Source organism: Methanoculleus thermophilus, from assembly GCF_001571405.1.
GTDB classification, from domain to species: domain Archaea; phylum Halobacteriota; class Methanomicrobia; order Methanomicrobiales; family Methanoculleaceae; genus Methanoculleus; species Methanoculleus thermophilus.
Window position 1 is genome coordinate 230,662 of sequence record NZ_BCNX01000004.1, and the last position, 24,701, is coordinate 255,362.

General features: G+C 61.5%; 23 protein-coding genes. 15 read left to right on the top strand and 8 right to left on the bottom strand.

What is annotated here, in order from left to right; genetic code table 11:
- Nucleotides 1-138: 138 nt before the first annotated feature.
- Entirely contained in the window at nucleotides 139-1,482 is a 1,344-nt protein-coding gene (locus MCUTH_RS02975; RefSeq protein ID WP_150468685.1) for a TolB family protein, read from the bottom strand.
- A gap of 248 nt (nucleotides 1,483-1,730) precedes the next feature.
- Between MCUTH_RS02975 and MCUTH_RS11535 the strand changes: the two genes are divergently transcribed.
- The 3 genes from MCUTH_RS11535 (at nucleotide 1,731) to MCUTH_RS02990 (ending at nucleotide 2,904) form a co-directional block, all read left to right on the top strand.
- Nucleotides 1,731-1,922, top strand: a complete 192-nt coding sequence (locus tag MCUTH_RS11535) for a hypothetical protein (protein ID WP_150468684.1) — start codon at nucleotides 1,731-1,733, stop codon at nucleotides 1,920-1,922.
- A 118-nt stretch (nucleotides 1,923-2,040) separates the two neighbouring features.
- Nucleotides 2,041-2,259, top strand: a complete 219-nt coding sequence (locus MCUTH_RS02985) for a DUF2795 domain-containing protein (protein WP_066955322.1) — start codon at nucleotides 2,041-2,043, stop codon at nucleotides 2,257-2,259.
- A 192-nt stretch (nucleotides 2,260-2,451) separates the two neighbouring features.
- On the top strand, nucleotides 2,452-2,904 hold the full coding sequence (locus tag MCUTH_RS02990; RefSeq protein WP_066955325.1) for a phosphate-starvation-inducible PsiE family protein: 453 nt from the start codon (nucleotides 2,452-2,454) through the stop codon (nucleotides 2,902-2,904).
- A 23-nt stretch (nucleotides 2,905-2,927) separates the two neighbouring features.
- Here MCUTH_RS02990 and MCUTH_RS02995 read toward each other — a convergent pair whose 3' ends face one another.
- From MCUTH_RS02995 to MCUTH_RS03005, 4 genes are read right to left on the bottom strand one after another with little or no spacing between them, the layout of a single operon-like run.
- On the bottom strand, nucleotides 2,928-3,206 hold the full coding sequence (locus MCUTH_RS02995) for an SHOCT domain-containing protein (protein ID WP_066955328.1): 279 nt from the start codon (nucleotides 3,204-3,206) through the stop codon (nucleotides 2,928-2,930).
- Entirely contained in the window at nucleotides 3,203-3,652 is a 450-nt protein-coding gene (locus MCUTH_RS03000) for a DUF6325 family protein (protein ID WP_066955331.1), read from the bottom strand. Before MCUTH_RS03000 ends, MCUTH_RS02995 begins: the two co-directional genes overlap by 4 nt.
- Nucleotides 3,653-3,692: 40 nt before the next feature.
- Complete coding sequence (locus MCUTH_RS11695; RefSeq protein ID WP_161937565.1) at nucleotides 3,693-3,863, bottom strand: hypothetical protein; 171 nt, start codon at nucleotides 3,861-3,863, stop codon at nucleotides 3,693-3,695.
- 47 nt (nucleotides 3,864-3,910) lie between these two features.
- A complete protein-coding gene (locus MCUTH_RS03005; protein ID WP_066955335.1) occupies nucleotides 3,911-5,389 on the bottom strand; it encodes an MFS transporter in 1,479 nt (492 codons plus the stop codon).
- A gap of 262 nt (nucleotides 5,390-5,651) precedes the next feature.
- Between MCUTH_RS03005 and MCUTH_RS03010 the strand changes: the two genes are divergently transcribed.
- The 4 genes from MCUTH_RS03010 (at nucleotide 5,652) to MCUTH_RS03025 (ending at nucleotide 10,965) form a co-directional block, all read left to right on the top strand.
- Nucleotides 5,652-8,402 (top strand): MGH1-like glycoside hydrolase domain-containing protein, encoded by a 2,751-nt coding sequence (locus MCUTH_RS03010; RefSeq protein ID WP_066955338.1) that lies wholly within the window; start codon nucleotides 5,652-5,654, stop codon nucleotides 8,400-8,402.
- A 125-nt stretch (nucleotides 8,403-8,527) separates the two neighbouring features.
- Entirely contained in the window at nucleotides 8,528-9,079 is a 552-nt protein-coding gene (locus MCUTH_RS03015; RefSeq protein WP_066955468.1) for an HdeD family acid-resistance protein, read from the top strand.
- A 206-nt stretch (nucleotides 9,080-9,285) separates the two neighbouring features.
- Nucleotides 9,286-9,705 (top strand): hypothetical protein, encoded by a 420-nt coding sequence (locus MCUTH_RS03020; protein ID WP_066955341.1) that lies wholly within the window; start codon nucleotides 9,286-9,288, stop codon nucleotides 9,703-9,705.
- Nucleotides 9,706-9,708: 3 nt separating this feature from the next.
- The gene (locus tag MCUTH_RS03025) at nucleotides 9,709-10,965 is read left to right on the top strand and encodes an anaerobic sulfatase maturase (protein ID WP_201784934.1); all 1,257 of its coding nucleotides are present in this window, start codon (nucleotides 9,709-9,711) and stop codon (nucleotides 10,963-10,965) included.
- Here the strand turns inward: MCUTH_RS03025 and MCUTH_RS03030 are convergent.
- Complete coding sequence (locus MCUTH_RS03030; RefSeq protein WP_066955346.1) at nucleotides 10,952-13,300, bottom strand: arylsulfatase; 2,349 nt, start codon at nucleotides 13,298-13,300, stop codon at nucleotides 10,952-10,954. The genes MCUTH_RS03025 and MCUTH_RS03030 overlap by 14 nt on opposite strands.
- A 189-nt stretch (nucleotides 13,301-13,489) precedes the next feature.
- Between MCUTH_RS03030 and MCUTH_RS03035 the strand changes: the two genes are divergently transcribed.
- Nucleotides 13,490-14,068: an LURP-one-related/scramblase family protein gene (locus MCUTH_RS03035; protein ID WP_236707427.1), complete on the top strand. Its 579-nt coding sequence runs from the start codon at nucleotides 13,490-13,492 to the stop codon at nucleotides 14,066-14,068.
- A 25-nt stretch (nucleotides 14,069-14,093) separates the two neighbouring features.
- On the opposite strand, the gene MCUTH_RS03040 is transcribed toward MCUTH_RS03035, so the two are convergent.
- Nucleotides 14,094-14,690, bottom strand: coding sequence for a small multi-drug export protein (locus tag MCUTH_RS03040; protein WP_066955352.1), 597 nt, complete (start codon nucleotides 14,688-14,690; stop codon nucleotides 14,094-14,096).
- 293 nt (nucleotides 14,691-14,983) lie between these two features.
- Here MCUTH_RS03040 and MCUTH_RS03045 point away from each other — a divergent pair, with 293 nt between their 5' ends.
- From MCUTH_RS03045 to MCUTH_RS11930, 6 genes are all read left to right on the top strand, one after another.
- Nucleotides 14,984-16,366: a sugar porter family MFS transporter gene (locus MCUTH_RS03045; protein WP_066955354.1), complete on the top strand. Its 1,383-nt coding sequence runs from the start codon at nucleotides 14,984-14,986 to the stop codon at nucleotides 16,364-16,366.
- A gap of 84 nt (nucleotides 16,367-16,450) precedes the next feature.
- Nucleotides 16,451-18,346, top strand: a complete 1,896-nt coding sequence (locus MCUTH_RS03050) for a ligand-gated ion channel (protein WP_066955357.1) — start codon at nucleotides 16,451-16,453, stop codon at nucleotides 18,344-18,346.
- A gap of 288 nt (nucleotides 18,347-18,634) precedes the next feature.
- Nucleotides 18,635-19,198 (top strand): DUF1269 domain-containing protein, encoded by a 564-nt coding sequence (locus MCUTH_RS03055; RefSeq protein WP_066955360.1) that lies wholly within the window; start codon nucleotides 18,635-18,637, stop codon nucleotides 19,196-19,198.
- Nucleotides 19,199-19,341: 143 nt separating this feature from the next.
- Nucleotides 19,342-22,107 carry an MGH1-like glycoside hydrolase domain-containing protein gene (locus MCUTH_RS03060; protein WP_066955363.1) on the top strand — a complete coding sequence of 922 codons (2,766 nt, stop codon included), beginning with the start codon at nucleotides 19,342-19,344 and terminating at the stop codon, nucleotides 22,105-22,107.
- An 85-nt stretch (nucleotides 22,108-22,192) separates the two neighbouring features.
- A complete protein-coding gene (locus tag MCUTH_RS03065) occupies nucleotides 22,193-22,894 on the top strand; it encodes a hypothetical protein (RefSeq protein ID WP_224732741.1) in 702 nt (233 codons plus the stop codon).
- 18 nt (nucleotides 22,895-22,912) lie between these two features.
- On the top strand, nucleotides 22,913-23,083 hold the full coding sequence (locus MCUTH_RS11930; RefSeq protein WP_236707428.1) for a DUF308 domain-containing protein: 171 nt from the start codon (nucleotides 22,913-22,915) through the stop codon (nucleotides 23,081-23,083).
- Between the two features lie 132 nt (nucleotides 23,084-23,215).
- Here the strand turns inward: MCUTH_RS11930 and MCUTH_RS03070 are convergent, their stop codons facing one another.
- The gene (locus tag MCUTH_RS03070; protein WP_150468683.1) at nucleotides 23,216-23,554 is read right to left on the bottom strand and encodes a hypothetical protein; all 339 of its coding nucleotides are present in this window, start codon (nucleotides 23,552-23,554) and stop codon (nucleotides 23,216-23,218) included.
- Nucleotides 23,555-23,909: 355 nt separating this feature from the next.
- On the opposite strand from MCUTH_RS03070, the gene MCUTH_RS03075 reads away from it, so the two are divergent.
- Nucleotides 23,910-24,497, top strand: coding sequence for a MarR family winged helix-turn-helix transcriptional regulator (locus tag MCUTH_RS03075; RefSeq protein ID WP_066955369.1), 588 nt, complete (start codon nucleotides 23,910-23,912; stop codon nucleotides 24,495-24,497).
- Nucleotides 24,498-24,701 lie beyond the last annotated feature (204 nt).

Sequence of the window (24,701 nt, forward strand, 5' to 3'; positions counted from 1 at the left end):
ATGCTGGCCCCTTATAATCCTGGATCGGAAACTCCGTATTGTAGTCCTAATCTAGATTAGGATCTCAGCGGCAATGAGCGGACCAGGCATCGAATCGTGCACTGCACACCGCAAAAAGTGTGGGTTGCCGGCCTTCCGTTATAGTGGACCTCCGGCCGGCCCCGGCGGGGTGCTACCTGCCGGCACCTCCGCTGTATAGATCTCCCATTGATCGGTGTTGTTGCCCATCCAGACGACCCTCCCCGCGGAGATATCCGGGAGTGACTGGTCGTACTGGTCCTCGACGAGCGGCGTCTCCACCCCGGTGCGGATGTCGTAGACGTAGAGGTCCAGGTTCCCGTTCCGCCAGTCCGAGTAGACCACGTAGTCCCCGTCGACCGCGACAGCGTCGGGCTCCCCGGACTCACCGGTCACCAGGGTCGTGTTATCCGTCGTCAGATCGTAGAGGTACACCGCCGTCTGGATGTTGAGGGATTTGATCCAGGCGACGCGGTTCCCGTCGCTCGAGATGTCGGGGTACACGTCCTCGCCCGCACCGCCAAGAAGCATAATCCTATCCATTCCTGGGGCCGCTACCGCTATATCGAGGTCCCCATCATCTGTCTCGTTGTCCGCCCAGATGAACGTCTCGGCGGCGGTGTCTGGCCAGAGCTGCAGGTACCGGTCCATAGTCGCGGGCATGGTGGTCCCGTTTGCGATATCATAGACGTAGACATCGCCGAGCTCGTCCCCGGCCACCCAGACCACATAATTCTCCGAGACGCCCGGTAGCCCAGGTCTCCCGGTCTCGTTCGCCACCTGCTGCAGCGTGCCGGAGGAGATCTCGTAGAGGTAGATGCTGGTCTCTCCCTGCGGGTTCTCCGCCGTCCAGACAACATAATCACCGCTGATGGCAAGCTCGTCCGACAGCATGAGGGGCCTCGACGCTTCGTCGGAGATCACCGTCGTGTTCCCTGTAAGGAGATTGTGGAGGTGCACCGACGAAGTGTTCTCGTCGAACCAGGCGACCTGGTTTAAGGAGATCACCGGGTTGAGTTTGTTTCCCGGGCCGCTGGAGAGCTGCATAACTGTGCTCGCCGTAGCGTTCTGTGGGGCGGGTATCTGATCCTGCGGTGGCCTCACCCCCGGGACCTGCTGTGTCGGTGCGGTCGCGGGCGGCTGCTCGCGTCCCGGCGCGACCGTCGGCTGCGCAGGAGTGGTCGTCTGCGTCTGCGTCGGTGTCGGCGGCGCGGTCGTTGGCGCTGGAGTCTGCGTGGGTTCGGCTGTCGGCGTAACCGGAAGGATCCCAACCGGTTCCTCCGGGAGCATCCCTATCGGCTGCCGCACTGTTGGTGTCGGTGTCGGCGTCGGGGGTTGCGGAGGCCCGATCACCGGCGGCGACTGGATGGGCTCTATTGGGATCACCTGGGCCGAAGCGAGTCCGGTCAGAAAGGCTATGGTGATGACGGCGGCGATCATCACCCTGCATACCATACTGTTCATACACATACGCTCACTCACCTGCTGCCCGCTCTCCTGCTTCAGAGGAGGGGGCCTGGGGCGTGCGACCTCAAAGCCCGTCTGCGGCCTTCCGTGATGGATGATGAGTGCAGGCCGGGATCTCACCGGCAGCGCCTGTGCCGCCGGGTATATGCATCTCCCTTTGGCCCTTCTCGAACAGGGCGATCTCCCTGACGATGATGTTTGGTGCGGTTATCCGTGGTACTGGTGGTCCACGCCGCGGTGGAATCGTGGATGGATATCATAAAGTTTACCGTGATGGCAGCAGGGATCCAGACCAGCCCCGGTACGGGGGCGGCGGACCGTTCTCCCCGTTCCTCGCTGTCACGAAGCCCCATTCACCGGCACAGATGGGCTCCATCCTGAAGATGCGGCGAGGCATCGAACCGGATCGCTCGCCCATAGACGGGGTCTTCCCGTGAGGGCGGTTAAAGTGTGTGGCCGGCAGCGGGCAGAGCCGGGCTTCTCCCCGGATACCAACCATTAAGTGATCTCAGGATTACGGGGGGGCCGCAGCCTGGCTGCAGATGGTGAAGTGAGATGGAGGAACAACTGAGCACACCTTCCTACCAGGTGTATACGAAGGGCATCGACTACCCGAAGTCCAAGCAGGAACTCATCTCCTACGTCAAAGAAAAGAACGCTCCAGACGCCGTGGTCCGCGTCATGGAGGCGATGGAAGAGAAGCAGTTCACCTCGGCGACCGATCTCGCCCGGGCCTTTGGGGAGGCAAAAGACCGTCTTGAAGGGCGACGGTGACCCACCTACCCGCATGGCGGGCTTAAAGCACGTCCTCTTTTTTTGACCGGTAGGTCCTCCCTCTCCTGTATCATCTTGTCGATAGCGTAGATGATCACGATCATCGGTGCCGTGCACGCCCGGGGAACGTTGCAGGGGCAAAACGGCGACTTTTTCGGCACTTATTTATGCGGACCTGCACGATGATTATGTATGCGCCATCCCGTGGAGCGGTTTGAGCACTTAGTCTATGTTGCGCTGATTGCATTCCTGATTGTGCTGCTCTTTTTTATGCTCCTTGAACTTGGGTGGATGGTGGCCGTGGGGATCTTTGAGATCTCCGTCTACCGGCTCGACAGCGGGGAGATCTTCGGCCTCCTTGGTCACTTCCTGCTGGTCCTCATCGGCCTCGAACTCCTGGAGACGATACGAGCGTACCTCGACCGGGGTGAGTTCCACGTCGAGATCGTCATTCTCGTCGCGATCATCGCCATCGCAAGAAAAGTCATCCTCCTCGAATCTGCGGATACAGGCGAACTCGTCGGCGTTGCGCTGCTCATCATCGCCCTCTGCAGTGGCTATTTCCTCGTGCGCCGGGCGAGGGTGCTGCCCTCTCCCCTGCCGGACGACGGTGCGCCCTCGCCGGCGGAGCGAAAAGAGTCGTAGCTCGGCGGTGGGGTCCGGCTGCCCTACTGCGCAAGGATCTTCTGCTTCTCCCGCTGGAACTCCTCCTCCGTCAGGGCCCCCATCTGCTTTAACTCAGCAAGCTCCCTGAGCTGGGCCATCTTCTCCTCCTGGGTCATGCCCGTCGGGGCGGGCGCCTGCTCCTCTGCCTGCGCCTGCGCCGTCTTCTTCATCTCCCTCTCCCGCATCTTCTTATCGACAGCACGGGTAGTCACGGTGGCTGTCCCCGCGATCACCGCGGTGCGGGCCACGGTCCCGATAAGGCCCGGCCGGCCGACTCTCATGGTGCCGCCTCCAGCGCTTTCTGCTCTTCGGGCTTCCATGCCAGCGCGGCATCCACCGTCTCTTTCGGGATGCGCTCGCCCGCGATCAGCCTCCCATTCGCGGCGAGAACGGCGTCGCGGAACCTCGTCGCCCAGACGTGCTCAAAGAGGAGCAGGGCCACGGAACTGTTCTTCTCCATGACCTCGCCGACCTTCTTTACATCCTCGTCGGAAAAGAGCGTGCTCGCCTCCCGTGCGAGCGGGGCGAACGCCTCCGCCGCCTCCTTCTCGAGGTCGGCAAGCTCCATCACGCTGAGGTTGCCCTGCTCATCTTTCCTCATAAAGACCAGATCGATGATGCGGATGATGCCCTTATCGACCACCTCGCGCAGTGCCGGGATGATATCGCCTTTGAACTGGTTTCCTGGGAATTCGACGACTATGTACTCCACCGGACCAAGGGACATACTGCACCTCCGGGGCAGGATGCCTGTCCGATTATATAACTCAACCTGCTGGGTACCTCGCCGTCTTCTCTTTCGTGCTCTTCGTGAGACGCCTGCCCTTCTCCGATTGCTCGGTAAACCCACCCAGGATCTCGTAGATGGCAAGGATGATCCCGACCTCCACGAACGTCATGACAGCCAGGATGAAGGCGGGGTCGAGACCAAGCCCCATACCGACGAAGGCGGCGTTCGCCGGGAGAAGGAGGGTGGCGACGACCTCTACCGCCGAACCGGCGGGGCTCCGGGCACCGGCGTTGCGGGCAGCATGAACGCGGCTGCAAGACCCACGAGAGCGAACACCGCCAGGACAACCAGGGCAAGGGCGTAGCCCAGGTTCCCCTCAACAAGGCTGGAGACGATGACGGTTCCTGCAATGGCCACGCCGAGCGATGAGCCCAGGTTCGAGACGCTGCGAGAGAGGCCCGATATCTCCCCCTGGTCCTCTTCGGGGAAACTGGACTGGACGACGGTGACCGAGGATGTCAGCATGACCCCGACGCCCAGACCGACCAGAAAGAGGCCCGGCACGAACGTGAAGACGTTGGACGTCTCCCGTACCAGCAGCAGCAGGAGGAAGACGCCAGCTACTGTCACGATAAACCCCGCCCGGATCAGCGTTGCCTGGGAATACTTCCGCGCCAGCCTGCCCGCGGCCATCGAGGAGAGCAGAATGCCGATCGTGGCCGGCGTAAGGATCAGGCCGGTCTCGATCGCGCTGTAGCCCCGCACGGTCTGCACATAGACGGAGACCACAAAGGAGAGGCCTAAGAGGACCAGCCACTGGATGTTCTGCGTGATGAGACCGAGATTGGATGTGCGGTTCTTAAACATCCTGGTGTGCAACAGAGGCTCCTTGCCTGCCCGTTCCATGGATCGGATATGCCAGAAGAACCAGATCAGCAAAATCGCTCCGATGAACACGAAGACCCATACCGGCGAGATGCCGCCTTCCGGGATCACGACCGTGCTGCCGATGACGAAATCCTGGCTGGCCTTGAACCAGCCGTACGTCGAGGCCTGCAGGATGCCGACCACCACAAAGAAGAGTCCCGCCGCCGAGAGGATGGTTCCGACGATGTCGAAACCGGGTTTCTCGCCCTGGACACCCGGGTCGACGATCTTTCGGCTCTGGATGATGATTATTCCGACGACAAGGGCCTGCACGACAAAGGCTGCCCGCCAGCTGATCGCGGTGGTGATGATCCCGCCGACCAGGGGACCTGCTGCCGCCCCGACCCCGCCCGCCGCACTGATCGCACCGAAGGCGCGGGCGCGTGAGGTGAGGTCGGGAAAGAAGACGGTTGCGAGGATATACACCGGCGGGATCAGCAGCGCGGTCCCGATGCCTTCGAGGAGCGAGTAGCCGAGGATCAGGATCCCGAGCCCCGGTGCCGCTGCCGCTACCAGTGCTCCCACCCCGTAGACGAGGAGGCCTCGCCTGAAGAGGTACGTGCGGCCCAGGATATCCGTCAACTTGCTGCCGGGGATCATCAGGGCTGCCATGGTAAGCGTAAAAACGGCGATGGTCGTCTGGACGCCGCTGACCGTCGTCCCCAGATCGGTGGCGATGTTGGTTATGGCCACGTTCATGTTGGAAGCAGCGTAACTGCAGATGAACTGGGCCAGCGCAAGCGGCAGGAGCACGCCCTGCGGGGTTGCGGTTGCTGTCCCGGGAGCCGGATCTGCGGTAGTATCCATCGTATCAGCCCTCGAATCGAATGTGTCAGATGGACCCGGTGTATATTAATGTAATTGCCCGGGCAGTGTACCCTCTGTACGGGAAAGCGGAGGGCCGATCCGGCGGCAACGGCAAGCATATCGTGGTCAGTTTTCCGTTCGAGTTGATGTGTTCCCCCGCTATCACAAATAAGAGACCTCAGGCGCTGCATAGTGCCGTTAGGGCAACCCGAAATTAAATTCTCCAAAAAATATATCATGTTCAGGATGGTCTGGCTCGCGCATGACACTGAGAACGTTTGTACCCGGGACGTCCGAGGGGCGGCGGCTGCTCGAGATCCGCGACGACGGTATCCCCTGGCGGCGGTGGGGGCCCTACCTGAGCGAGCGACAGTGGGGAACGGTGAGGGAGGATTACGGGGAGGACGGCAATTCCTGGGCCTACTTCACGCACGATCAGGCACGGTCCCGCGCTTACCGATGGGGGGAAGACGGGATTGCCGGCATCTCCGACGATACCCAGCGCCTTTGTTTTGCGCTCGCCCTCTGGAACGGTAATGATCCCATCCTCAAGGAACGGCTCTTCGGTCTGACCAACAGTGAGGGAAATCACGGGGAGGACGTGAAGGAGTACTACTACTATCTCGACAACACCCCGTCGCACTCCTACATGAAGTACCTCTACCGGTACCCGCAGGCCGCGTTCCCCTACAACGACCTTGTCGAGACGAACCGGCAGCGTAGCCGGTATGACCTGGAGTACGAACTCATCGACACCGGCATCTTTGCCGACGACCGCTACTTCGACGTCTTCGTCGAGTACGCGAAGGCAACGCCTGAGGATATTCTGGTGCAGATCACCGTGCATAACCGCGGACCTGAGGAGGCATCCCTGCACCTGCTACCCACCCTCTGGTTCCGCAACACCTGGTGGTCCGGGGAGGGCGCAAAGAGACCAACCCTCCAGAAGGCGGAGGGTCCATCGGGGATCGGTGTCGTTCAGGCCGGCCACCCGGACCTCGGGCAGCGGTATCTCTCCTGTGAAGGCGCCCCCGACCTGCTCTTCACCGAGAACGAGACCAACACGGAGCGGTTGTTCGGGATGCCGAACGCCTCGCCGTTCGTAAAAGACGGCATCAACGACTACATCGTCAAGGGGCGGACCGATGCCGTGAACCCTGAAGGTGTCGGGACCAAAGTTTCCGCACATTACCGGTTGACCCTCGCTCCGGGGGAAGCGCAGACGGTACGGCTGCGGCTCGCCCAGACCCCGCCCTCCGGGGAGGCACCGTTCGGGAGCCCCTTTGAGAACGTGCTCGCACAGCGGCAGAGGGAGGCGGACGCATTCTACGAGAACATCACCCCTCCATCGGTCGGCTCCGATGCGGCGAACGTGATGCGTCAGGCACTTGCCGGCATGCTCTGGACGAAGCAGTACTACCTCTATGAGGTCGACCGCTGGCTGGATGGGCACGATCCGGGCCAGCGGTCCTCGCTCAGGAACAACTCGTGGTTCCACATGATGAATGCCGATATCATATCGATGCCCGACAAGTGGGAGTACCCGTGGTATGCGGCATGGGACCTGGCATTCCATACTGTTGCCCTTGCCATGGTGGACCCGGACTTTGCCAAAAACCAGCTCGACCTGATGCTGCGCGAGCGCTACCTGCATCCGAATGGCCAGATCCCGGCCTACGAATGGAACTTCAGCGACGTCAACCCTCCCGTGCATGCCTGGGCCGCTCTGTTCATATACCGCACGGAGAAGGAACTTCTCGGCGCGGGGGACGTGCAGTTCCTGGAGAGAATATTCCAGAAATTGCTGATGAACTTCACCTGGTGGGTGAACCGCAAGGACCGCACCGGCCAGAACGTCTTCGAGGGCGGGTTCCTCGGCCTGGACAACATCGGGGTCTTCGACCGCAGTGCACCCCTGCCCACGGGAGGATACCTGGAGCAGGCCGACGGGACGGCATGGATGGCCCTCTTTGCCCAGACAATGCTGGAGATTGCCTCTGAACTCGCCGTCCACGATCCAGTCTACCAGGAGATGGCGACCAAGTTCTTCGAGCACTTCGTCTGGATCGCCGCTGCGATGAACAGCCTGGGTGAGAACCAGGAGGGGATGTGGGACGAAGAGGACGGCTTTTATTATGATCTCCTCCGCCTGCCTGACGGCAGTGCAACCCGCCTCAAGGTGCGGTCCCTGGTGGGGCTGCTGCCTCTCGCTGCAAGCACGGTCTTTACCCGGGAGATGGTCGAGCAGATGCCGGACTTCATAGAGCGGGCTCGATGGTTCAACCAGTACCATACGCGTATGGCGTCCACCATCTCGAACATCGGCCGGACCGGTGTCGGGGGACGGCTCCAGCTCTCGCTCCTCACCGAGGAGAGGCTGCGAAGGGTTCTTTCGCGAATGCTGGACGAGAACGAGTTCCTGAGCGATTACGGGATCCGGTCGCTTTCCCGTGCGCACCTAAAGAACCCCTACGTCTTTTACCTGGACGGGCAGGAGTACCTGGTCGAGTACCTGCCGGGGGACTCCGACTCGAGCATGTTCGGCGGGAACTCCAACTGGCGGGGCCCCATCTGGTTCCCGATGAACATCATGCTGATCCGGGCGCTGCTGAACCTCTATGGCTACTACGGGAATGATTTCACGGTAGAATGCCCGACCGGGTCGGGGAACCGGATGAACCTCTACCAGGTGAGCGAGGAGATTGCACGGCGCCTGACCCGGGTATTCCTCCGCGACGAGAGCGGTCGCCGTCCGGTCTTTGGCTACGCCCGGAAGTTCCAGGACGACCCCCACTGGCGCGACCACCTCCTTTTCTACGAGTACTTCCATGGGGATAACGGAGCCGGGATCGGTGCCAGCCACCAGACCGGGTGGACGGGGCTCGTTGCCCGGATCATCCAGCTCTTCGGGTATATGAGTCCTGAACAGGTACTGGGGGAGGAAGCACGGAAGCTCGTTTACAGGAAAGAGGGTTCTCCTCCCCCACCGGTGGAGGGGCCTGCCGCCAGATAAGGGATATACAGGCCCGGAAAGGCGGCCCGGTCCGGCGAAATCCTCCTCGCTCCGCCGGACCGGGCCGGATGGGTGAGGACAGATACCTATATATGGCGGCACCGTGCCCTCCGCACGGTGTTGTCATGGTTAACACGCAGTTTGGTGCCGGTTCCGTTGAACCCGGCGCTGCTCTGGCTCCGTCACGCTGGCTCGTCCTGCTGCTCGGCATTATCGCGGTCATCTTTGGCGTTCTCTTCTTCATCTACCCCATCCCAACGCTGGAGATCCTTGTCATGTTCCTCGGCCTGTACTGGTTGGCGAACGGTATCGTCGTGTTCATCAACCTGTTTACGGATAAAACCGGCCGGGGCTGGAAACTGCTCGTCGGTATCCTCGGCATCCTCGCAGGAGTCCTCGTGCTCACTTATCCCCTCTACAGCGCTATCCTCATCCCGACCGTCTTTGCCATCATCATCGGCGTGGAGGGGCTGATCATCGGGGCCGTCTACATGGTGCGGGGATTCTCCGGCGCCGGGTGGGGAACGGGGATCCTCGGCATCCTGAGCATCATCTTCGGCCTGGTCCTGATCGCAAACCCCCTCGTCGCGGCTGTCGGCCTGGTGCTGCTCCTTGCGGGGCTCGCCATCGTCGGCGGCATCGCGGCGATCGTCGTTTCATTCCGGTTGCCGGGGTGAAGGAGGGGAGGGGTCGGATGGTGTCCCTGGCGTGGAGGCACGATCTTTCCCCCTCTTTGCCCGTAAAGGTGTATTACGTTACCGCTTTCTCCGGTATGAGGGCGTGCGGGAGCGTCGTTGTGTAGTACCCGTAATACATCTGGATAATATTATATAACTGCAGTTATCATTCGGCTCCGGGCAGTCATTCTGCCCGGGAGATGGGTATGAAGAAAACGGGAGTACTGTTCATCGCGCTGGTCCTTGTCCTGGCCTGCGCCGGTGCCGGATGCGTCCAGCCTTCAGAGCAGGAGGCGGAGGCGCAACTCTGCCAGGATCTCGGAGACCTCAGAGCAGCGCTTGAGAGCATGGAGAACACCAGCCTGAGATCCACTGTCGGAGATCTCCGGGAGGGACGGGACCAGGTCCGGTCCGCTATGGAGAGTGTCAGGGAGTCCGCGGGCCAGGTCGCTAACGTCCGGGTCGACGAACTCAATGCGGCGTATGAAGACCTCGATCAGGCCGTAGAGAACCTCCCCAATGATGCGACCGCCGTTGAGGCCATTCAGACCATCCGCCCGCAGATCCAGGCCGTCCGGGCGGAGCAGCAGAACCTTTACGCGAGCCTGAATTGCACGGAGCAGTGAGTATTGCGAACGTTAGGGTCCGGCGGGAGGGCGCCCCCCGCCTTCCACGTCATGGCGAAACCGGCCGGGGCACGGTGCAACCTCGACTGTGCCTACTGTTTTTACAAAGAGAAGAAAGGACTGTACCCGGACGGCACCTTCAGGATGACCGATAAGGTGATGGAGGAGTACATCCGCCAGACCATCGCGGGGCACACCGTGCCGGAGGTGACGTTCGCCTGGCAGGGGGGAGAGCCGACCCTGATGGGACTTCCGTTCTTTCGGCGGGCGGTGGCGGTCCAGAAGAAGTATGCCGGGCCGAAAACCCGCATCGAGAACACCTTCCAGACGAACGGCCTCCTCCTTGACGATAAGTGGTGCCGGTTCTTCCGCGAGAACAGGTTCCTCGTCGGCCTCTCGATGGACGGCCCCCGCGACCTCCATGACGCCTACCGGCGGGACCGACAGGGCTGCGGCACGTTCGACCGGGTCGAGAAAGCCGCCCTTCTCCTCCAGAAGCACCGGGTCGCATTCAACATCCTCTGTGCGGTCACGAGCACGAATGCCGATCATCCCCAGGAGGTCTACCGGTTCTTCCGCGACGAACTCGGTGCACCCTACATCCAGTTCATCCCCATCGTCGAGCGTGAGGACGGGAGCAGAGTCTCCGACCGGTCCGTCCGGCCGGACCAGTGGGGCCGGTTCCTGATCGAGGTCTTTGATGAGTGGGTCAGGAGGGACGTCGGCCGGTTCTTCGTCCTGAACTTCGACTGGGCGCTCGCGGGCTGGCTCGGGATGGCAGGATCGGTCTGCGTCTTTGCCCCCACCTGCGGCCTTGGGGTGGCGCTCGAGCATAACGGCGACCTCTACTCCTGCGACCACTTCGTCGAACCGGACCACCTCCTCGGCAACATCCTCGCAACACCGCTCGCTGAACTCGTAGCCTCCGAGAAACAGCGGCGGTTCGGGGCGGCCAAGCGCGGGACGCTCCCCCGGCAGTGCCGGGAGTGCAGGTTCCTTTCCGTCTGCAACGGCGAGTGTCCAAAAAACCGGTTCGTCGATGGGGGCTTGAACTATCTCTGTGAAGGGTATCGGGCGTTCTTCTCCCACGCCGACCGCCCGATGCGGATGATGGCCGGCCTGCTCCGGCGGGGGCGGCCCGCGGGCGAGGTGATGCCGATGCTCGCGGCAAAGGTGGGGCGGAACGAGCCCTGTCCCTGCGGGAGCGGCCAGAAGTACAAAAGATGCTGTGGGAGAAGGGGGGCATTTAGTCCCGCTTGATCCAGGCAGCAACCTCCTTCTCATGGTCGACATAGCGCTCGCCGCTGACATCGATCACCACCCGCTCGATGGTCCCGCCCGTAAAGGCGAAGGGTGCGGCATAGTCCGGCGATACTGGCGACCCGCTGTCCCGGCCGACGCAGAGCCCGTCGCCGGTGAGGCCGAAGTATCCGGGCTGGGTCATGATCCGTCCCTCCCCCACCTTCTTCATGTCTATGTAGAGTGTGAGAGTGCCCGTGGCGCTCCCGGTATCAGGTTCGACACCGTCCTTTGTAAACTCCGCCGTGAAGACGTGCCGGCCGGCGGGGACGGTGCTGCTTGAGGAGATCTTCTGGATCACGTCCCCGAGCCAGTTGTAGACGTAGTGCAGTCGCCCATCGGCAATGTAGAGGCTATGCCCGCCCCCGACACCCCCGTGGGCAAAGAGCACTCCCTGCGCTTCCGGCCCGTCGATGACGGCGCCGGCCGCGATCGCATACGACCGCCCCCTAATACTGACCGCCACCGACTCGGGAACCTCGGCGGTATTGGGATAGTAGACGTAGCGGTTCCTGGGCCTGGATGGCTGGGGGCGCGGTGTCGAGATAAGCTCCAGTGCATTGCGGTCATCAATCGGCATACCGTTGTAAACCCCTGCATAGTAGAACCAGAGCCCCTTGAGGAGCTCAAGCACGTCTCTTTTTTCGTCCGCAAGGTTCTGCGTCTGGGTCCGGTCTTCTTTTAGGTTGTAGAGTTCCCAGACGTCGTGCTCGTAGTTGCCCCAGCCCGAGAGGGGCGGATGGACGGTGCATGCAAGCCAGCCCTGGTGGTAGATCGCCCGCTGGCCGAGCATCGCGTAGAACTGGGTCTCCCGTCCGGGGGCATCGGGGTCATCAAAGGTGGCCCTGAAACTCTCCCCCTCGATCGGGCTCTGGGTATAGCCCTTCAGCACCTCCGGCGGCTCGATCCCCAGCAGGTCGTAGAGCGTCGGGACGATGTCCACGGCGTGGATGTACTGGTGGCGTATCTCTCCTTGGGCGCTGATGCCCCGGGGCCACGCAATCAGGCACATATCCGCAATGCCGCCTTCGTACCCGGCAAACCGCTTCCAGTAGGGGAACGGGGTGTCGAACGCCCACGCCCAGCCGGTGCAGTAGTGGTTGTACGCCCTGGGGCCGCCGAGCTCGTCGATGTGCGGCAGGTTTGCCTCGACTGTGTCGGGGACGTTGTTGAAGAACTTGTTCTCGTTGAAGGAGCCGCTTGGACCGCCCTCGGCGCTGGAACCGTTGTCGGATACGACGACGATGATGGTGTTCTCAAACTGCCCGGACTCCTCGAGATAGTCGAGGATCCGCCCAATTTGAGCGTCGGTGTAGGTGACATAGCCGGCAAAAACCTCTGCCATGCGGATAAAGAGCCTCTTTTCGTCCTCGGAGAGCGAGTCCCAGGGCGGCACGAAGTCGAGAGCCGGCCACGGCTGGCCGTCCGGCCCGGTCGTTCCCGGCTCGCCGTGGGGATTGATGGGGGAGAGCCGGGTGTTTTCCGGGAGCAATCCCATCTTCTTTTGGTTCTCGAGGATCTGCTCACGGATCTTCTCGTAGCCCATATCGAACCGGCCTTTGTAGCGGTCGGCCCATTCCTTGAAGACGTGGTGCGGGGCATGGGCGCAGCCGGGGCAGAAGTACATGAACCAGGGTTTTTCGGGGGCAATCACCTTCGCGTCGCGGATGAACTCGATCGCTTTATCGGCGATATCCCTGGAGAAGTGGTAGCCGTCTTCCGGGCGGTAGGGCTGGTCTATCGGGTGGTTGTCGTAGACGAGGTCGGGGTACCACTGGTTGGTCTCCCCGCCGAGGAACCCGTAGTAGCGCTCGAACCCCCGCCCGAGCGGCCAGCGCCCCTTCCACGAGGACATATCGGTCTCCTCGGCCGGGGTCAGGTGCCACTTGCCGATGGCGTAGGTGTTGTAGCCCCGCTCGTTCAACACTTCCGAGATAAACCCGTTCTCGAACGGAATACGGGCGGATAACCCCGGAAAACCGGCGGACGCCTCGGTGATGCAGGCCATGTTGTTGCTGGTTGCGTTGCGCCCGGTCAGCAGGCTCGACCGGGTGGGCGAACAGAGCGCCGTGGTGTGGAAGTTGCTGTAGCGTATGCCCATATCGGCGATGCGCCGCATTGTGGGCGTCTCGATAGGGCCGCCGAATACGTCCATAGCCCCGTAGCCGACGTCGTCCCAGACGATCATCAGGATGTTTGGGGCATCCGCCGGCGCCTGCGGCTGCAGGTAGGGGCCCCAGTCTGGCACGGAATCCCGGATATCGAGATTGGCCGTGCCCTTCCAGCTCTTGGACATCTTGCACTCTCCATGCTGTGAGCGCCGTCTTGGGTGCCATCACGGATTAATCACTTTCGATGCCCGGATCCGGGGGTCGCAACCGGGCCGGCAGCGCCCCGATAACCGGACGGCTCCTGCTCGTTATGGCGGGATCTGCCATTCTGGGGCGCATAACCGCAGACCTGCACTGCGCAGTAACCATAATGTGTGAGCAGTGTGATTGGCGACGGCAGCCTGTGGGTGATGTCCATGTTGCGAAGGAGAGCGGAAGGCGGTCTAGCGCGGCGTAAAGAGGCCGGCGGGGCGCACCGGTATAAGATGCGCGAGAAACTCGTCTCCATCGGGGACGACTACTGGATCGAGGATCATGACGGAAACAAGGCGTTCAAGGTGGACGGAAAAGCCCTCCGGGCGAGGAACACCCTGATCATCCAGAGCAAGGAGGGGCAGGACCTTTACAAGATCCAGGAGCGGATGCTCCGGGTCAAGGATACGATGGAGATCGAGAAGGGCGAAGGCGGCACGGCGGCGACTATCAAGAAGGCGATGATCGCGCCGCTCCGGGAGCGGTGGACGGTCAGCATTCCCGGAGAGGGCGACTGGGAGGTCCAGGGGAACATCCTCGATCACGAGTACCATATCGAGGCCGGGCGGCGGGAGCGGGTTGCCGAGGTCTCGAAGAAGTGGTTCCGGATCCGGGACACCTACGGCGTTGAGGTGGAGCCGGGGCACGACGATGCGCTCGTCCTCGCCGTGACGGCGGCGATCGACCAGATGGCGCGGTGATGAGGCCGGTGCTTCACTGTCCGCGTCAGAAAACCGCCCGGACGATGCCGAGTGCGACGAGCAGGAGGAAGCCGGTGACGAGGACCCATCCCAGCGTGACGAAGAAGATCGACTGGAGTTTGTCCCAGCGCAGGAGCCACCCGATGACGACGCTGGAGTAGAGGCCGATCACAGGGAGCATGGGGAGGACGATGAGCGTGGCTGCACCGTATCTCTGTAAGATCGGGTACCTCTTCATCTTCTCTTCTGTGCTCTTCGTGAAACGTTTGACCCTATCAGACTGCTCGGCGAATGCATCCAGGATCTCGTAAATGGCAAGGACGATCCCGACCTCCACGAAGGTCATGACGACCAGGACGAAGACGGGGTCGAGACCGAGCGAGAGGCCGACGAACGCGGCGTTTGCCTGGAGAAGGAGGGTGGCAACGATCAGGGAGAGCACTCTCCCGACCGGAACGGAGAGGAGAAGGCCGAGGACTACGGGAATCAGGGTAGCGACGACGAAGGCTATGGCGATGGCCCGAAATCCTCTCCGGATCCCATCAATAATCCTGGACCGACTCGTTGTTCCATCCGAACGCCGGGACTCGTCCCTCTCCGGGCGTACCTGCAGTGCCGGCATGCCTCGGAATGCGCACTTCAAAATATGAACCTTGCCCCCGGGCAGATCGTCATCGTCTCTCTCCGGCCTTGTGGGGACGTAGGTTTAAATACCGGGATCTCAACTGGGTGCGATGCGATCTTCGGCAGTCTCCAATGATGAAGCACCCCGACTTCACAAAACCCCGCCTCTCCCAGGTGCGGGGTTCGTCCTCATCCCTCTCCGCGGCCCAATGCTGAACTCCCCTCGTCCCGGCCTCCCATATGGGGCTCAGGCGAAGCCCCGTATGACTCACAGCCGGGTGGAGGATCCCTATGGCGCCTGAGTCCGAGAGGCTCACCGGTATTGTCCTCGTCGTCGCTGTAATTGCCGCCGTCGCCGGGATCCTCTTCGGGTTCGATACCGGCGTCATCTCCGGGGCGATCCTCTTCATCAACGCGGAGTTCAGCCTGACAAGCGTCACGACCGAGGTGGCGGTGAGCGCCGTTCTGATGGGCGCGATCATCGGGGCGCTCTTCGGGGGGCCTCTCTCGGACCGGGTGGGGCGCCGCAGTTCCATCCTGGCCGCATCGCTGATCTTCCTCGTGGGCACGTTCGTGGTCGTTCTCTCCCCCGTCTTCTCTGTCTTCCTCATCGGCAGGATCCTGATCGGGATCGCCATCGGTATCGCATCGTTCGTCGCGCCCCTCTACATCTCCGAGATTGCGCCGGAACACATCCGGGGCGCCCTTGTCTCGCTCAACCAGCTCCTGATAACGGTCGGCATCCTGATCGCCTACGGCGTGAACTACTACTTTGCGGCGGCCGGCGACTGGCGGGCGATGTTCCTCGCGGGCGTCATCCCGGGCACGGTCCTCCTGATCGGCATGTTCCTGATGCCCCGGAGCCCCCGGTGGCTGGTCTTCATGAACCGCTCCGCCGACGCCGCAGCCGTCCTCAAAAAGATCCGCGGCACCGCCGACGTCTCGGACGAGCTCGGGCAGATCGAGAGGAGCGTGCGCACGGAGGGAGCGGGGACGTGGTCGGATCTCGTCGCGCCCGGTGTTCGGCTCCCGCTGCTCCTGGGGGTGGGTCTTGCGATCCTCCAGCAGGCGACCGGGATCAACACCGTCATCTACTACGCCCCGACCATCTTCCAGTTTGCCGGCCTCGCAGAGGCGACCGCCTCGATCGCCGCGACGGTCGGGATCGGCGTCGTGAACGTCCTGGTGACCCTCATCGCCATCTGGCTCGTCGACCGGGCGGGGCGCCGGCCGCTTCTCCTCTGGAGCCTTGCCGGCATGGGCATCGCCATGCTGATCCTCGGGGTCGGGTTTGCCCTCGAGGATAGCGGCGCCGGTGTGGCCGCGGTCTCGCTCGGGCAGATCACCGCGATAAGCCTCATCATCTACGTCGCCGCCTTTGCGCTGGGCCTCGGCCCGATCTTCTGGCTGCTCATCGCCGAGATCTATCCCCTTAGCGTGCGGGGACTGGCCATGAGCCTTGCGACGGTCACGAACTGGACCGCGAACTTCATCATCGCAGTGACGTTCCTCTCGCTCGTGGATCTCATCGGCGAGTCGGGGGTCTTCCTCCTCTACGCCCTGATTGCCCTGTTCGCGTGGATCTTCATCTTCAAACTCGTGCCGGAGACAAAAGGGCTGTCCCTGGAGCAGATCGAGGCCTACTTCCGTTCCCGCGGGCGTCCGGGCGGATAACGGGAGGCCCGCCGATCAGGCCGGGCCCGGGTGAGGACGTATGTTCACCGATGAGTGGATTGGACAGGTGATGGAGCGGATCGAATGAGTGCCGAGACCGGTTGGCCGGTGGGGGGACTGGGAGACCGGGCCCATACAGTATGGAGGGTGCTCTTTCTTGCTCTCCTTCTCGCGGCACTGGCAGGCACGGTCACCGCCGAGGACGATGCCATAGTCCAGGATCTTGCCGGACGCATCGAGCCCGGCCAGGCAATCGTCTACGATCTTGACCTGCAGGAGGGCTGGACCCTGTACGCCTATGCAAAGGGTTCCTCAGGAAACCTGGACCCGTTCCTCGCCGTCGCCCGCCCGGACCTCAACGCGAGCCGGGTACGTACCGAGTTTGCAACCGACGTGACCCGCTCCCTGGCAGCGGGGCAGGACCCGTTCGAGGCGATCCCGGAGATCGCCGGCAGGTACTTCCTCGCCTGGAACGACGATACGAACGGCACGTATGATTCCGCCCTGCAGTACCGCGTTCCCGCCGACGGCGACTATCTCCTGATCGTCATCGGTTCTCCGGCAAAACGCGGGCAGACCTTCGGGGACTACCGCCTTCTGGTCGGGATCGACGCGCCGCAGGTGCTGACCGGCCAGGCCGAGCCGACCGGAGCCGCCGTCGCGGTCCTGAATTCCTCCGCTTCAAGGCCGCGTGTCGGTGTCCGGGAGGTGACGGGGAATCTCTCTGTCAATAGCTCATCGACCTTCTACACCCTCGGCGGGGTAGAGGCGAACGACACGTTCTATGCCTTCATCGAAGCGACATCCGGGGACCTGGTCCCGGCGATGATCCTCCGGGATTACGGCGGCAAACCCCTCGCAGCAGCGGCTTCCGTACCGGGGACGAGGAGTGCCGTGCTCCAGTACACGTTCTCCGGCGCCAGCAGCAACAACCGGCTGGAGGTGCTTGCAAGCCCGCTGAACGGGGCCAACACGACGGGAGACTTCCGTCTGCTCGCCGGCTTAAACGCCCCCGGCGTGCTGGCGGGTACCGAACCGCCGGGGGGAGTCGCCGTCCTGCGGGAACCCATTCGGGTCAAAGTCGGCATCGAACTGGAGCAGATCACCAATGTGGACCAGGTCGGCGAGAACTTTGCCGTAGTGGCCAATATCTGGATGGAGTGGAACGATCCCGCTCTGGCGTTCAGTCCGGACGAATGCAACTGCCAACTCAAGATCTATCGGAGCGTCGATGATTTCGTCGATGCCGAGGGCTCACGGTGGCCGGAGTTCACGCTCTACAACCAGCAGGCGCAGCGCTGGACGCAGAACCAGATCATTGTGGTGCAGCAGAGCGGCACCGCCACCTACTTCGAACACTTCTGGACGACCCTGCAGGCGCCGGACTTCAACTTCAGGGCTTACCCGTTCGATACCCAGGACTTCTTCATCCGCATCGACTCGCTCTACCCCGAAGAACTCTACGTCTACGAACCCTGGCCGGAGAAGACCACCATAGGCACCCAGCTCGGGGAGGAGGAGTGGTACATCACCGCAAGCGAGACCAACATCAGCACGGTCGAGATCACGACCCGGAACTCGCGCTACTCCTTCTACTTCGAGGCGGCCCGCCACCTGACCTTCTACGTCCTTCGTATCCTGGTACCGATCCTGATCATCATTCTCCTGACCTACGTTACGTTCCTTCTCAAAGACTACGGCAAACGGGCCGAGATTGCCAGCGCCAACCTGCTCCTCTTCATCGCGTTCAACTTCACCATCGCCGGAAGCCTGCCGCATCTTGGCTACCTCACGTTCCTCGATGCCGTCCTGGTCGCCACTTTCGTGATCACCGGCATCACGGTCGCCTACAATCTCTACCTGAGGTGGCTGGCGACGGAGAGGCAGAAGGAGATCGCGGATCGTATCGACCGGGTGATGGTCTGGCTCTACCCGGCCGCATACATCGCCGCGCTCGTTCTTGCCTCATTGCTGTTATGAGTTGAGCGGCGTATCGGATCTTTTCCCCCTTTCCCGACTATATGGGGCGGTTCTGGGTGGAAAAGAGGGAGCATTGAAAAGGGGCTTCTTTGAGAAGCTGGTAATGCCAAATTTCTATTCATATATTTTTATATAATGTCGCTCATTTGGTCTTGGCCCGCCTCAGGTGTGCACATTTTCAGGAAGATGAGACGTTCGCAGGCAGAGTTGCCCGGATTCGTATTCCGGCACGGTGACAATCGGGTGCGGGCAGGCAATCTATGCATCTATCATAGGAGGAATGGAAGAATGGCTGAAGTGATGTATGGGCCGATGCAGCTCCTGGTCATCGGATTCAAGAACCCTGACTTCCACGGCCAGATCCGGCAGGCGTTCGGGTCAGCTATGAAAGCGGGTGTCATCAGACTGATTGATCTCCGGTTCGTCTGGAAGGATGCGGACGGAAACGTCGAGGGTATGGAGGCCACACAGCTCAGTGATGAGGAGCGGCAGCGTTTCGGCTCCGTCGTCGGCGCGCTCATCGGCCTTGGCGCCGCCGGTGAGGAAGGGGCACGGGAAGGTGCGGAAGCCGGCGCTACGGCGGCCGCCCGGCGGACCTTCGGTATGACCGAGGATGATCTCCGCTCAATTGCGGATACTATCCCGAACGACAGCGCTGCCGCGATCTTCCTCATCGAGCACCTCTGGGCGAAGGAACTCAAGCAGGCGCTCCGCGATGCCAACGGCTATGTTATCTCACAGGGCCTGGTCACGCCGGAAGCCCTCGTGCTCGCCGGCGCGGCGCTTGATAAAGCGCTCGAGACTGCGGCATCGGGAGAGCAGAAAGAACCGATGGCGGCGCCGGCACGCTGAAGAGGGCCGTGCCGGCCCCGCTCTCAATTTTCCACCAGGGCACCCCGAAGCGAGAGCAATACATTGCGGTGGAATGGCCGGAACGGCTCCACTCTCCGGGTTCGTCGAAACGTATATCCACTCCCCTTCTATCTACTCGCCTCATGTTGCCCGATGATGTTACCCCCGCGACGGAGGAAGGGGAACGGCTCCGGCAGGTCTACAGGGAGGGCGTGCCCTGGCGCCGGTGGGGCCCCTACCTGAGCGAACGGCAGTGGGGGACGGTGAGAGAGGACTACAGCGACGACGGCAATGCCTGGGCGTACTTCCCCCACGACCACGCACGCTCCCGCGCCTACCTCTGGGGGGAGGACGGGATTGCCGGTATCTCGGACGATTCACAGTATCTGTGTTTTGCCCTTGCCCTCTGGAACGGTGCCGACCCCATCCTCAAGGAGCGGCTCTTCGGTCTGACCAACGCCGAGGGGAACCACGGGGAGGACGTGAAGGAGTACTACTACTACCTCGACAACACCCCGACCCACGCCTACATGAAGTACCTCTACAAGTACCCGCAGGCGGCGTTCCCCTACAAAGACCTTATAGAGACGAACCGAAGCCGCACCCGGGATGAGCCGGAGTACGAACTGATCGATACCGGCATATTCGACGACGACCGCTACTTCGACGTCTTTATCGAGTACGCGAAGGCCTCCACTGACGACATCCTGATCAGGATCACCGTGCATAACCGCGGACCCGAGGAGGCAATCCTGCACCTGCTGCCCACCCTCTGGTTCCGCAACACCTGGTGGATCGAGCGGGGCACGAGGAAGCCCATTCTAGCGCAGGTGGAAGGCCCTCCCGGCACGAGCGTCATCCACGCCGCTCACCCGGCTCTCGGGGACCGGTACCTCCACTGCGAGGGCGCCCCGGAACTCCTCTTCACCGAGAACGAGACGAACACGGAGCGCCTCTTCGGGAGACCGAACACCTCGCCGTTCGTCAAAGACGGCATCAACAACTACGTCGTCGAAGGGCGGACCGATGCTGTGAACCCCGGCCGGACCGGGACGAAGTCTTCGGCATACTACACGATGACCATCCCGCCCGGCGAGAGCCGGGCAATCCGGCTGCGGCTGAACGAGACTCCACCTGCGTCTGGGGAGGACTTGTTTGGGGAGAGGTTTGAGGAGATCTTTTGCACGCGGGCAAAGGAGGCTGACGCGTTCTACGACAACATCACCCCCCCGTCGGTCAGCCCCGATGCGGCGAACGTGATGCGTCAGGCACTCGCCGGCATGCTCTGGACGAAGCAGTACTACTTCTACGACCTGGACCGCTGGCTCCGCCAGCACGGGTCCAACATGGCTCAGGGCAGCCAGCGGGCCATCCGCAACAGCCAGTGGTTCCACATGTACAACGCGGACATCATATCCATGCCCGACAAGTGGGAGTATCCCTGGTATGCGGCCTGGGACCTCGCGTTCCATGCCGTTGCCCTTGCCATGGTGGACCCGGAGTTTGCCAAAGAGCAGCTGGAACTGATGCTGCGCGAGCGCTACCTCCACCCGAACGGCCAGATCCCGGCCTATGAGTGGAACTTTGGCGACGTCAATCCCCCGGTACATGCCTGGGCAGCCCTCTTTGTCTACCGTGTCGAGGAGGAGGTCTTCGGCGTGAGCGATGTCCGGTTCCTCGAGAAGGTGTTTCAGAAACTGCTGATGAATTTTACCTGGTGGGTGAACCGGAAAGACCGCTACGGTCAGAACGTCTTTGAAGGAGGGTTTCTTGGGCTCGACAACATCGGCGTCTTCGACCGCAGCGCAACGATCCCGTCGGGAGGATACCTGGAGCAGTCCGACGGGACGGCGTGGATGGCGTTCTACTGCCAGAACATGCTCGAGATCGCTATAACTCTTGCCTCTCACGATCCGGTCTACGCGGAACTCGCCATCAAGTTCTACGAGCACTTCCTCTGGATTGCGTCTGCGATGAACCGAATGGGCGAGAACCAGGAGGGGATGTGGGATGAGTGGGACGGGTTCTTCTACGACCTCCTGCACCTGCCGGACGGGAGTGCGACGCGTCTGCGGGTCCGAACCATCGTCGGGCTCCTCGCTCTCTGCTCGAGCACCGTCCTCTCCCTGGAACTCTTCAAAGGGGCGTCAGTATTCCTCGAACGCGCACGCTGGTTCACCCAAAAACACCCGCTGCTCACCGCCAATATCACGTCGCCCGGCCGGCCCGGGTTCCGCGGCCGCCGCCTTTTCTCCCTGGTAAACGAAGAGAGGTTGCGCCGGATCCTCGCAAGGATGCTCGATGAGAAGGAGTTCCTGAGCGATTACGGCATCCGCTCCATCTCCCGCGTCCATGCTGAGGAGCCCTACACCTTCGTCCTGGACGGGCAGGAGTTCAGGGTCGAGTACGAACCGGCGGAGTCCAATACGGAGATGTTCGGCGGAAACTCGAACTGGCGGGGGCCGATCTGGTTCCCGATGAACATACTGATCATCCGGAGCCTGCTCAACCTCTATGCGTTCTACGGGAACAGTTTCACCATCGAGTGCCCTACCGGTTCCGGCCGGTGGATGAACCTCTACGAGGTGAGCGAGGAGATCAAGAACCGGCTCGAGCGCATCTTCCTCCGCGGCGAGGACGGCCGGCGCCCGGTCTTCGGGCAGGTGGCGAAGTTCCAGGAAGACCCGCACTGGCGCGACTACATCCTCTTCTACGAGTACTTCCACGGCGATAACGGCGCAGGGCTGGGGGCGAGCCACCAGACCGGATGGACCGGCCTCATCGCACGGCTCATCCAGGGATATGCGTATCTAAGGCCGGAACAGATCCTGACACCGGCGGCAAGGCAGCTCACTTACAGGAGAAGAGCGGCTTCCCCGCCTCCTCCGGTGGCGTCGGTCCCCCGTTGAAGGCTCTTATGGCCCACTCCTGTTTTTATACGAGTATTTAGAGATCCAGTTACGGAATCTGCGAGGAGACCGCGGAGGAGCATGGTTGAGCACGCTTGAGTCGTACCTCGATGCACTGCACCAGGGGGTCTTCCAGGTGGTCGTCCCGAAGGACCTGGTGACCGAGCCGCTCGATCCGGGCTGGAAACGGTCCGCCATCAACGTCCCAAGCCCCGGGACCATCGCGAGCTACCGGAAGGGCCAGTACCATGCCCACGAGACGGCGACGGAGTACCGCGTCCACATGGACCGGTACGACCCCGAGAAGAACCCCATCATGCACCTGATCGACGACGCACCCCTGGTGCTCATGATCCATGAGACGATGGAGACCATCCTCGTGACGGCCAAAGATGCAGCGCGGAGAGATCCCCGGCAGCGCCGTTTCGATCAGAAGATGAGCTGGAGACTCCGGATGGGATGTGGAGTGCTCCTATGGGTGATAGCCACGATTCTTTTCATCCTGGCGCTCACCGATCTTGAACCCATCTTTACCTTAATCCTGCCGTCCTTTGTTCTCTTTCTTGGGCTTCTCATGATCGTTAGGAGCATCCAGCAGAGGGAGCATGGGAGCAAGGAGATCGTCCGGGGGAGCCTCGTGGCAGGCGCAGCGATTCCTCTATTTGTCTTCTGGGAAGAGTACCTCATCCTCATGCTGCTGGTTCTCGCGGTCTGGTTCTTTGCCAGCGCCGCCGTCACGCTGCTCCGGGTGATCCGGGAGCGAGGGAATTTGCCGCAGGGCTTCTGATATACGCTCGGGATGGGCGTGAATTCGCTGGTCCTCGGGGTTCTCGCCGTGACCCTGCCGGAGTGGCTGGTCGATCTCCTCGTCATCCTGTTCGCCGTGATCGTGTTCATGGCAGGCGCGTTTCTGGTTCTGGACGCGTGGGGGTTGAGGAATGCCGCCCGGCTGATGGAAGCGGGCAGTTTTGTTTGACGATCGTCTTCTCCGATTGGGGCGGTCGTCCAGTTCTATCAGCTGATACCCTCGGTAACTTGGGGTTTGAAGGCCTGCCATGCAGTGGGCCTCGACCTCATCAAACCCTCGGATCGCTGCTTGGTTGGTTCGTTATAGGTTCCACCGTTTTTCAATGCACCGATAGCAGAAGTTGATCGTCGGTTTGAAGGTGGTATCAATCCGCGTATAGTATTCGATATCCCATTCGTACTCTTTTTCGGCAATCAGTCCCTTGCATACGTTTCCGGCGCTCCCTGCGATGCAGTCCATGAGTCCGTTCTGGACAAGGAGCATGACATCCTGATGATCTTTTATTCCGTAATCCATGTGTGTGGTGAGCCGTTCAAGTTCCATTGAGACGGACTGTATCAGGTTGGCCGGTTCGTCCCCCTCGGGCATTGCGAGGACGAAGATATGAGCCATGCTCCGATCGATCAGTTGTATGCTCAAGCGACGATCGTATATAGGGTCCGATGGATTTCGTGCTTCTTGAGGTCTGTCGTCTAAGTCCTCAGATATGCACGCATTGAGGTAACCGTGCTCCCTGATGGCATCCCTCAGCCAGAGAGGTCGTTCTTTCTCTCCCGGTAGAACGAGCCGTAAATGCCGATGGGAAGCTCTCGCTTCAATCTCTCAAAACGAGTGCGAGGTGCATTCTCCCTGGTCGAGCGCCCCCCCGGAGAAGTCATTAAGAAAGTATTATCATCGCGATATTATAATTATTAGTTACACAATACTAACTAATGTTGGCGATAGGGTTAATATCAGTTATCAATATGTAACTAATATCCATGTTAGGTGAGGTATGGAGCAGACAGTCGTTGAAAAATTCCTGAACGAAGTCCCCTACGAAGCCCGGGCTGCCGTGACGGAACTGAATAGCGATCTCCGGTGGGCCGTGTATATTGCCCTGGTGCTCGAGGGCAGGAAGTACTTCAGCGAGATCAAAGAGATGTTCAAGGCAAACCCGAACAGTATCGGCCCTGTTCTGAAAGGTCTTGTCGACGGCGGGCTTGTGGCAAGGAAGATCGCTAAACTCGAGGACTTTGCCGATAAGCGGAAGGTCTTCTACGAGCCGACCGAGCTGGGGCTCCGGCTATTTCGGGTTCTGAACGATGTCGCCATTCCGGGGGGACGGGCGCCCCGGGGGTCGCGTGTCGGGGTGGAGGCAGGATCGGCTGCCGGCACAGGGACGAAACGGGATACGGGAGTCCGGGGAAACTACGTTGGGCAACCGGGGATAACATCACGAAGTGTTGCGGAGCCGGGAATTCCGTGGAGATGCATTGGGCGACCAGGGATAACGGCATCGAGGATGGGTTTGGTAGTGGGTAGATCCCGGGAAGCAACGAAGGGGATCCGGAACAGGACGCTAAGAAGAAGAGCAGAGTAATGTACCCATGACGGAGGGGAGAACTGCCCGGCCGGTGCCCGGGATGTGGTGAGGGGGAGAGTTGCCAACCGCTAACGGCGCAGGTTGCGTCTCAGAGCCGGGTTCCTCATGGGTACGTCGTCGGGGCTCCTGCGCAGGGCAGTTTTACTTACTTGCAACGGTTCATTCACGCGGGGGTTGCCCGTCGTTATCAGGTTCATCGCC

Coding starts and splice junctions, on each gene's coding strand:
- MCUTH_RS02975 (WP_150468685.1), bottom strand. CDS start 1,482: ATGAACAGTATGGTATGCAGGGTGATGATCGCCGCCGTCATCACCATA.
- MCUTH_RS02985 (WP_066955322.1), top strand. CDS start 2,041: ATGGAGGAACAACTGAGCACACCTTCCTACCAGGTGTATACGAAGGGC.
- MCUTH_RS02990 (WP_066955325.1), top strand. CDS start 2,452: ATGCGCCATCCCGTGGAGCGGTTTGAGCACTTAGTCTATGTTGCGCTG.
- MCUTH_RS02995 (WP_066955328.1), bottom strand. CDS start 3,206: ATGAGAGTCGGCCGGCCGGGCCTTATCGGGACCGTGGCCCGCACCGCG.
- MCUTH_RS03000 (WP_066955331.1), bottom strand. CDS start 3,652: ATGTCCCTTGGTCCGGTGGAGTACATAGTCGTCGAATTCCCAGGAAAC.
- MCUTH_RS11695 (WP_161937565.1), bottom strand. CDS start 3,863: ATGGGGCTTGGTCTCGACCCCGCCTTCATCCTGGCTGTCATGACGTTC.
- MCUTH_RS03005 (WP_066955335.1), bottom strand. CDS start 5,389: ATGGATACTACCGCAGATCCGGCTCCCGGGACAGCAACCGCAACCCCG.
- MCUTH_RS03010 (WP_066955338.1), top strand. CDS start 5,652: ATGACACTGAGAACGTTTGTACCCGGGACGTCCGAGGGGCGGCGGCTG.
- MCUTH_RS03015 (WP_066955468.1), top strand. CDS start 8,528: ATGGTTAACACGCAGTTTGGTGCCGGTTCCGTTGAACCCGGCGCTGCT.
- MCUTH_RS03020 (WP_066955341.1), top strand. CDS start 9,286: ATGAAGAAAACGGGAGTACTGTTCATCGCGCTGGTCCTTGTCCTGGCC.
- MCUTH_RS03030 (WP_066955346.1), bottom strand. CDS start 13,300: ATGTCCAAGAGCTGGAAGGGCACGGCCAATCTCGATATCCGGGATTCC.
- MCUTH_RS03040 (WP_066955352.1), bottom strand. CDS start 14,690: ATGCCGGCACTGCAGGTACGCCCGGAGAGGGACGAGTCCCGGCGTTCG.
- MCUTH_RS03045 (WP_066955354.1), top strand. CDS start 14,984: ATGGCGCCTGAGTCCGAGAGGCTCACCGGTATTGTCCTCGTCGTCGCT.
- MCUTH_RS03050 (WP_066955357.1), top strand. CDS start 16,451: ATGAGTGCCGAGACCGGTTGGCCGGTGGGGGGACTGGGAGACCGGGCC.
- MCUTH_RS03055 (WP_066955360.1), top strand. CDS start 18,635: ATGGCTGAAGTGATGTATGGGCCGATGCAGCTCCTGGTCATCGGATTC.
- MCUTH_RS03060 (WP_066955363.1), top strand. CDS start 19,342: ATGTTGCCCGATGATGTTACCCCCGCGACGGAGGAAGGGGAACGGCTC.
- MCUTH_RS03075 (WP_066955369.1), top strand. CDS start 23,910: ATGGAGCAGACAGTCGTTGAAAAATTCCTGAACGAAGTCCCCTACGAA.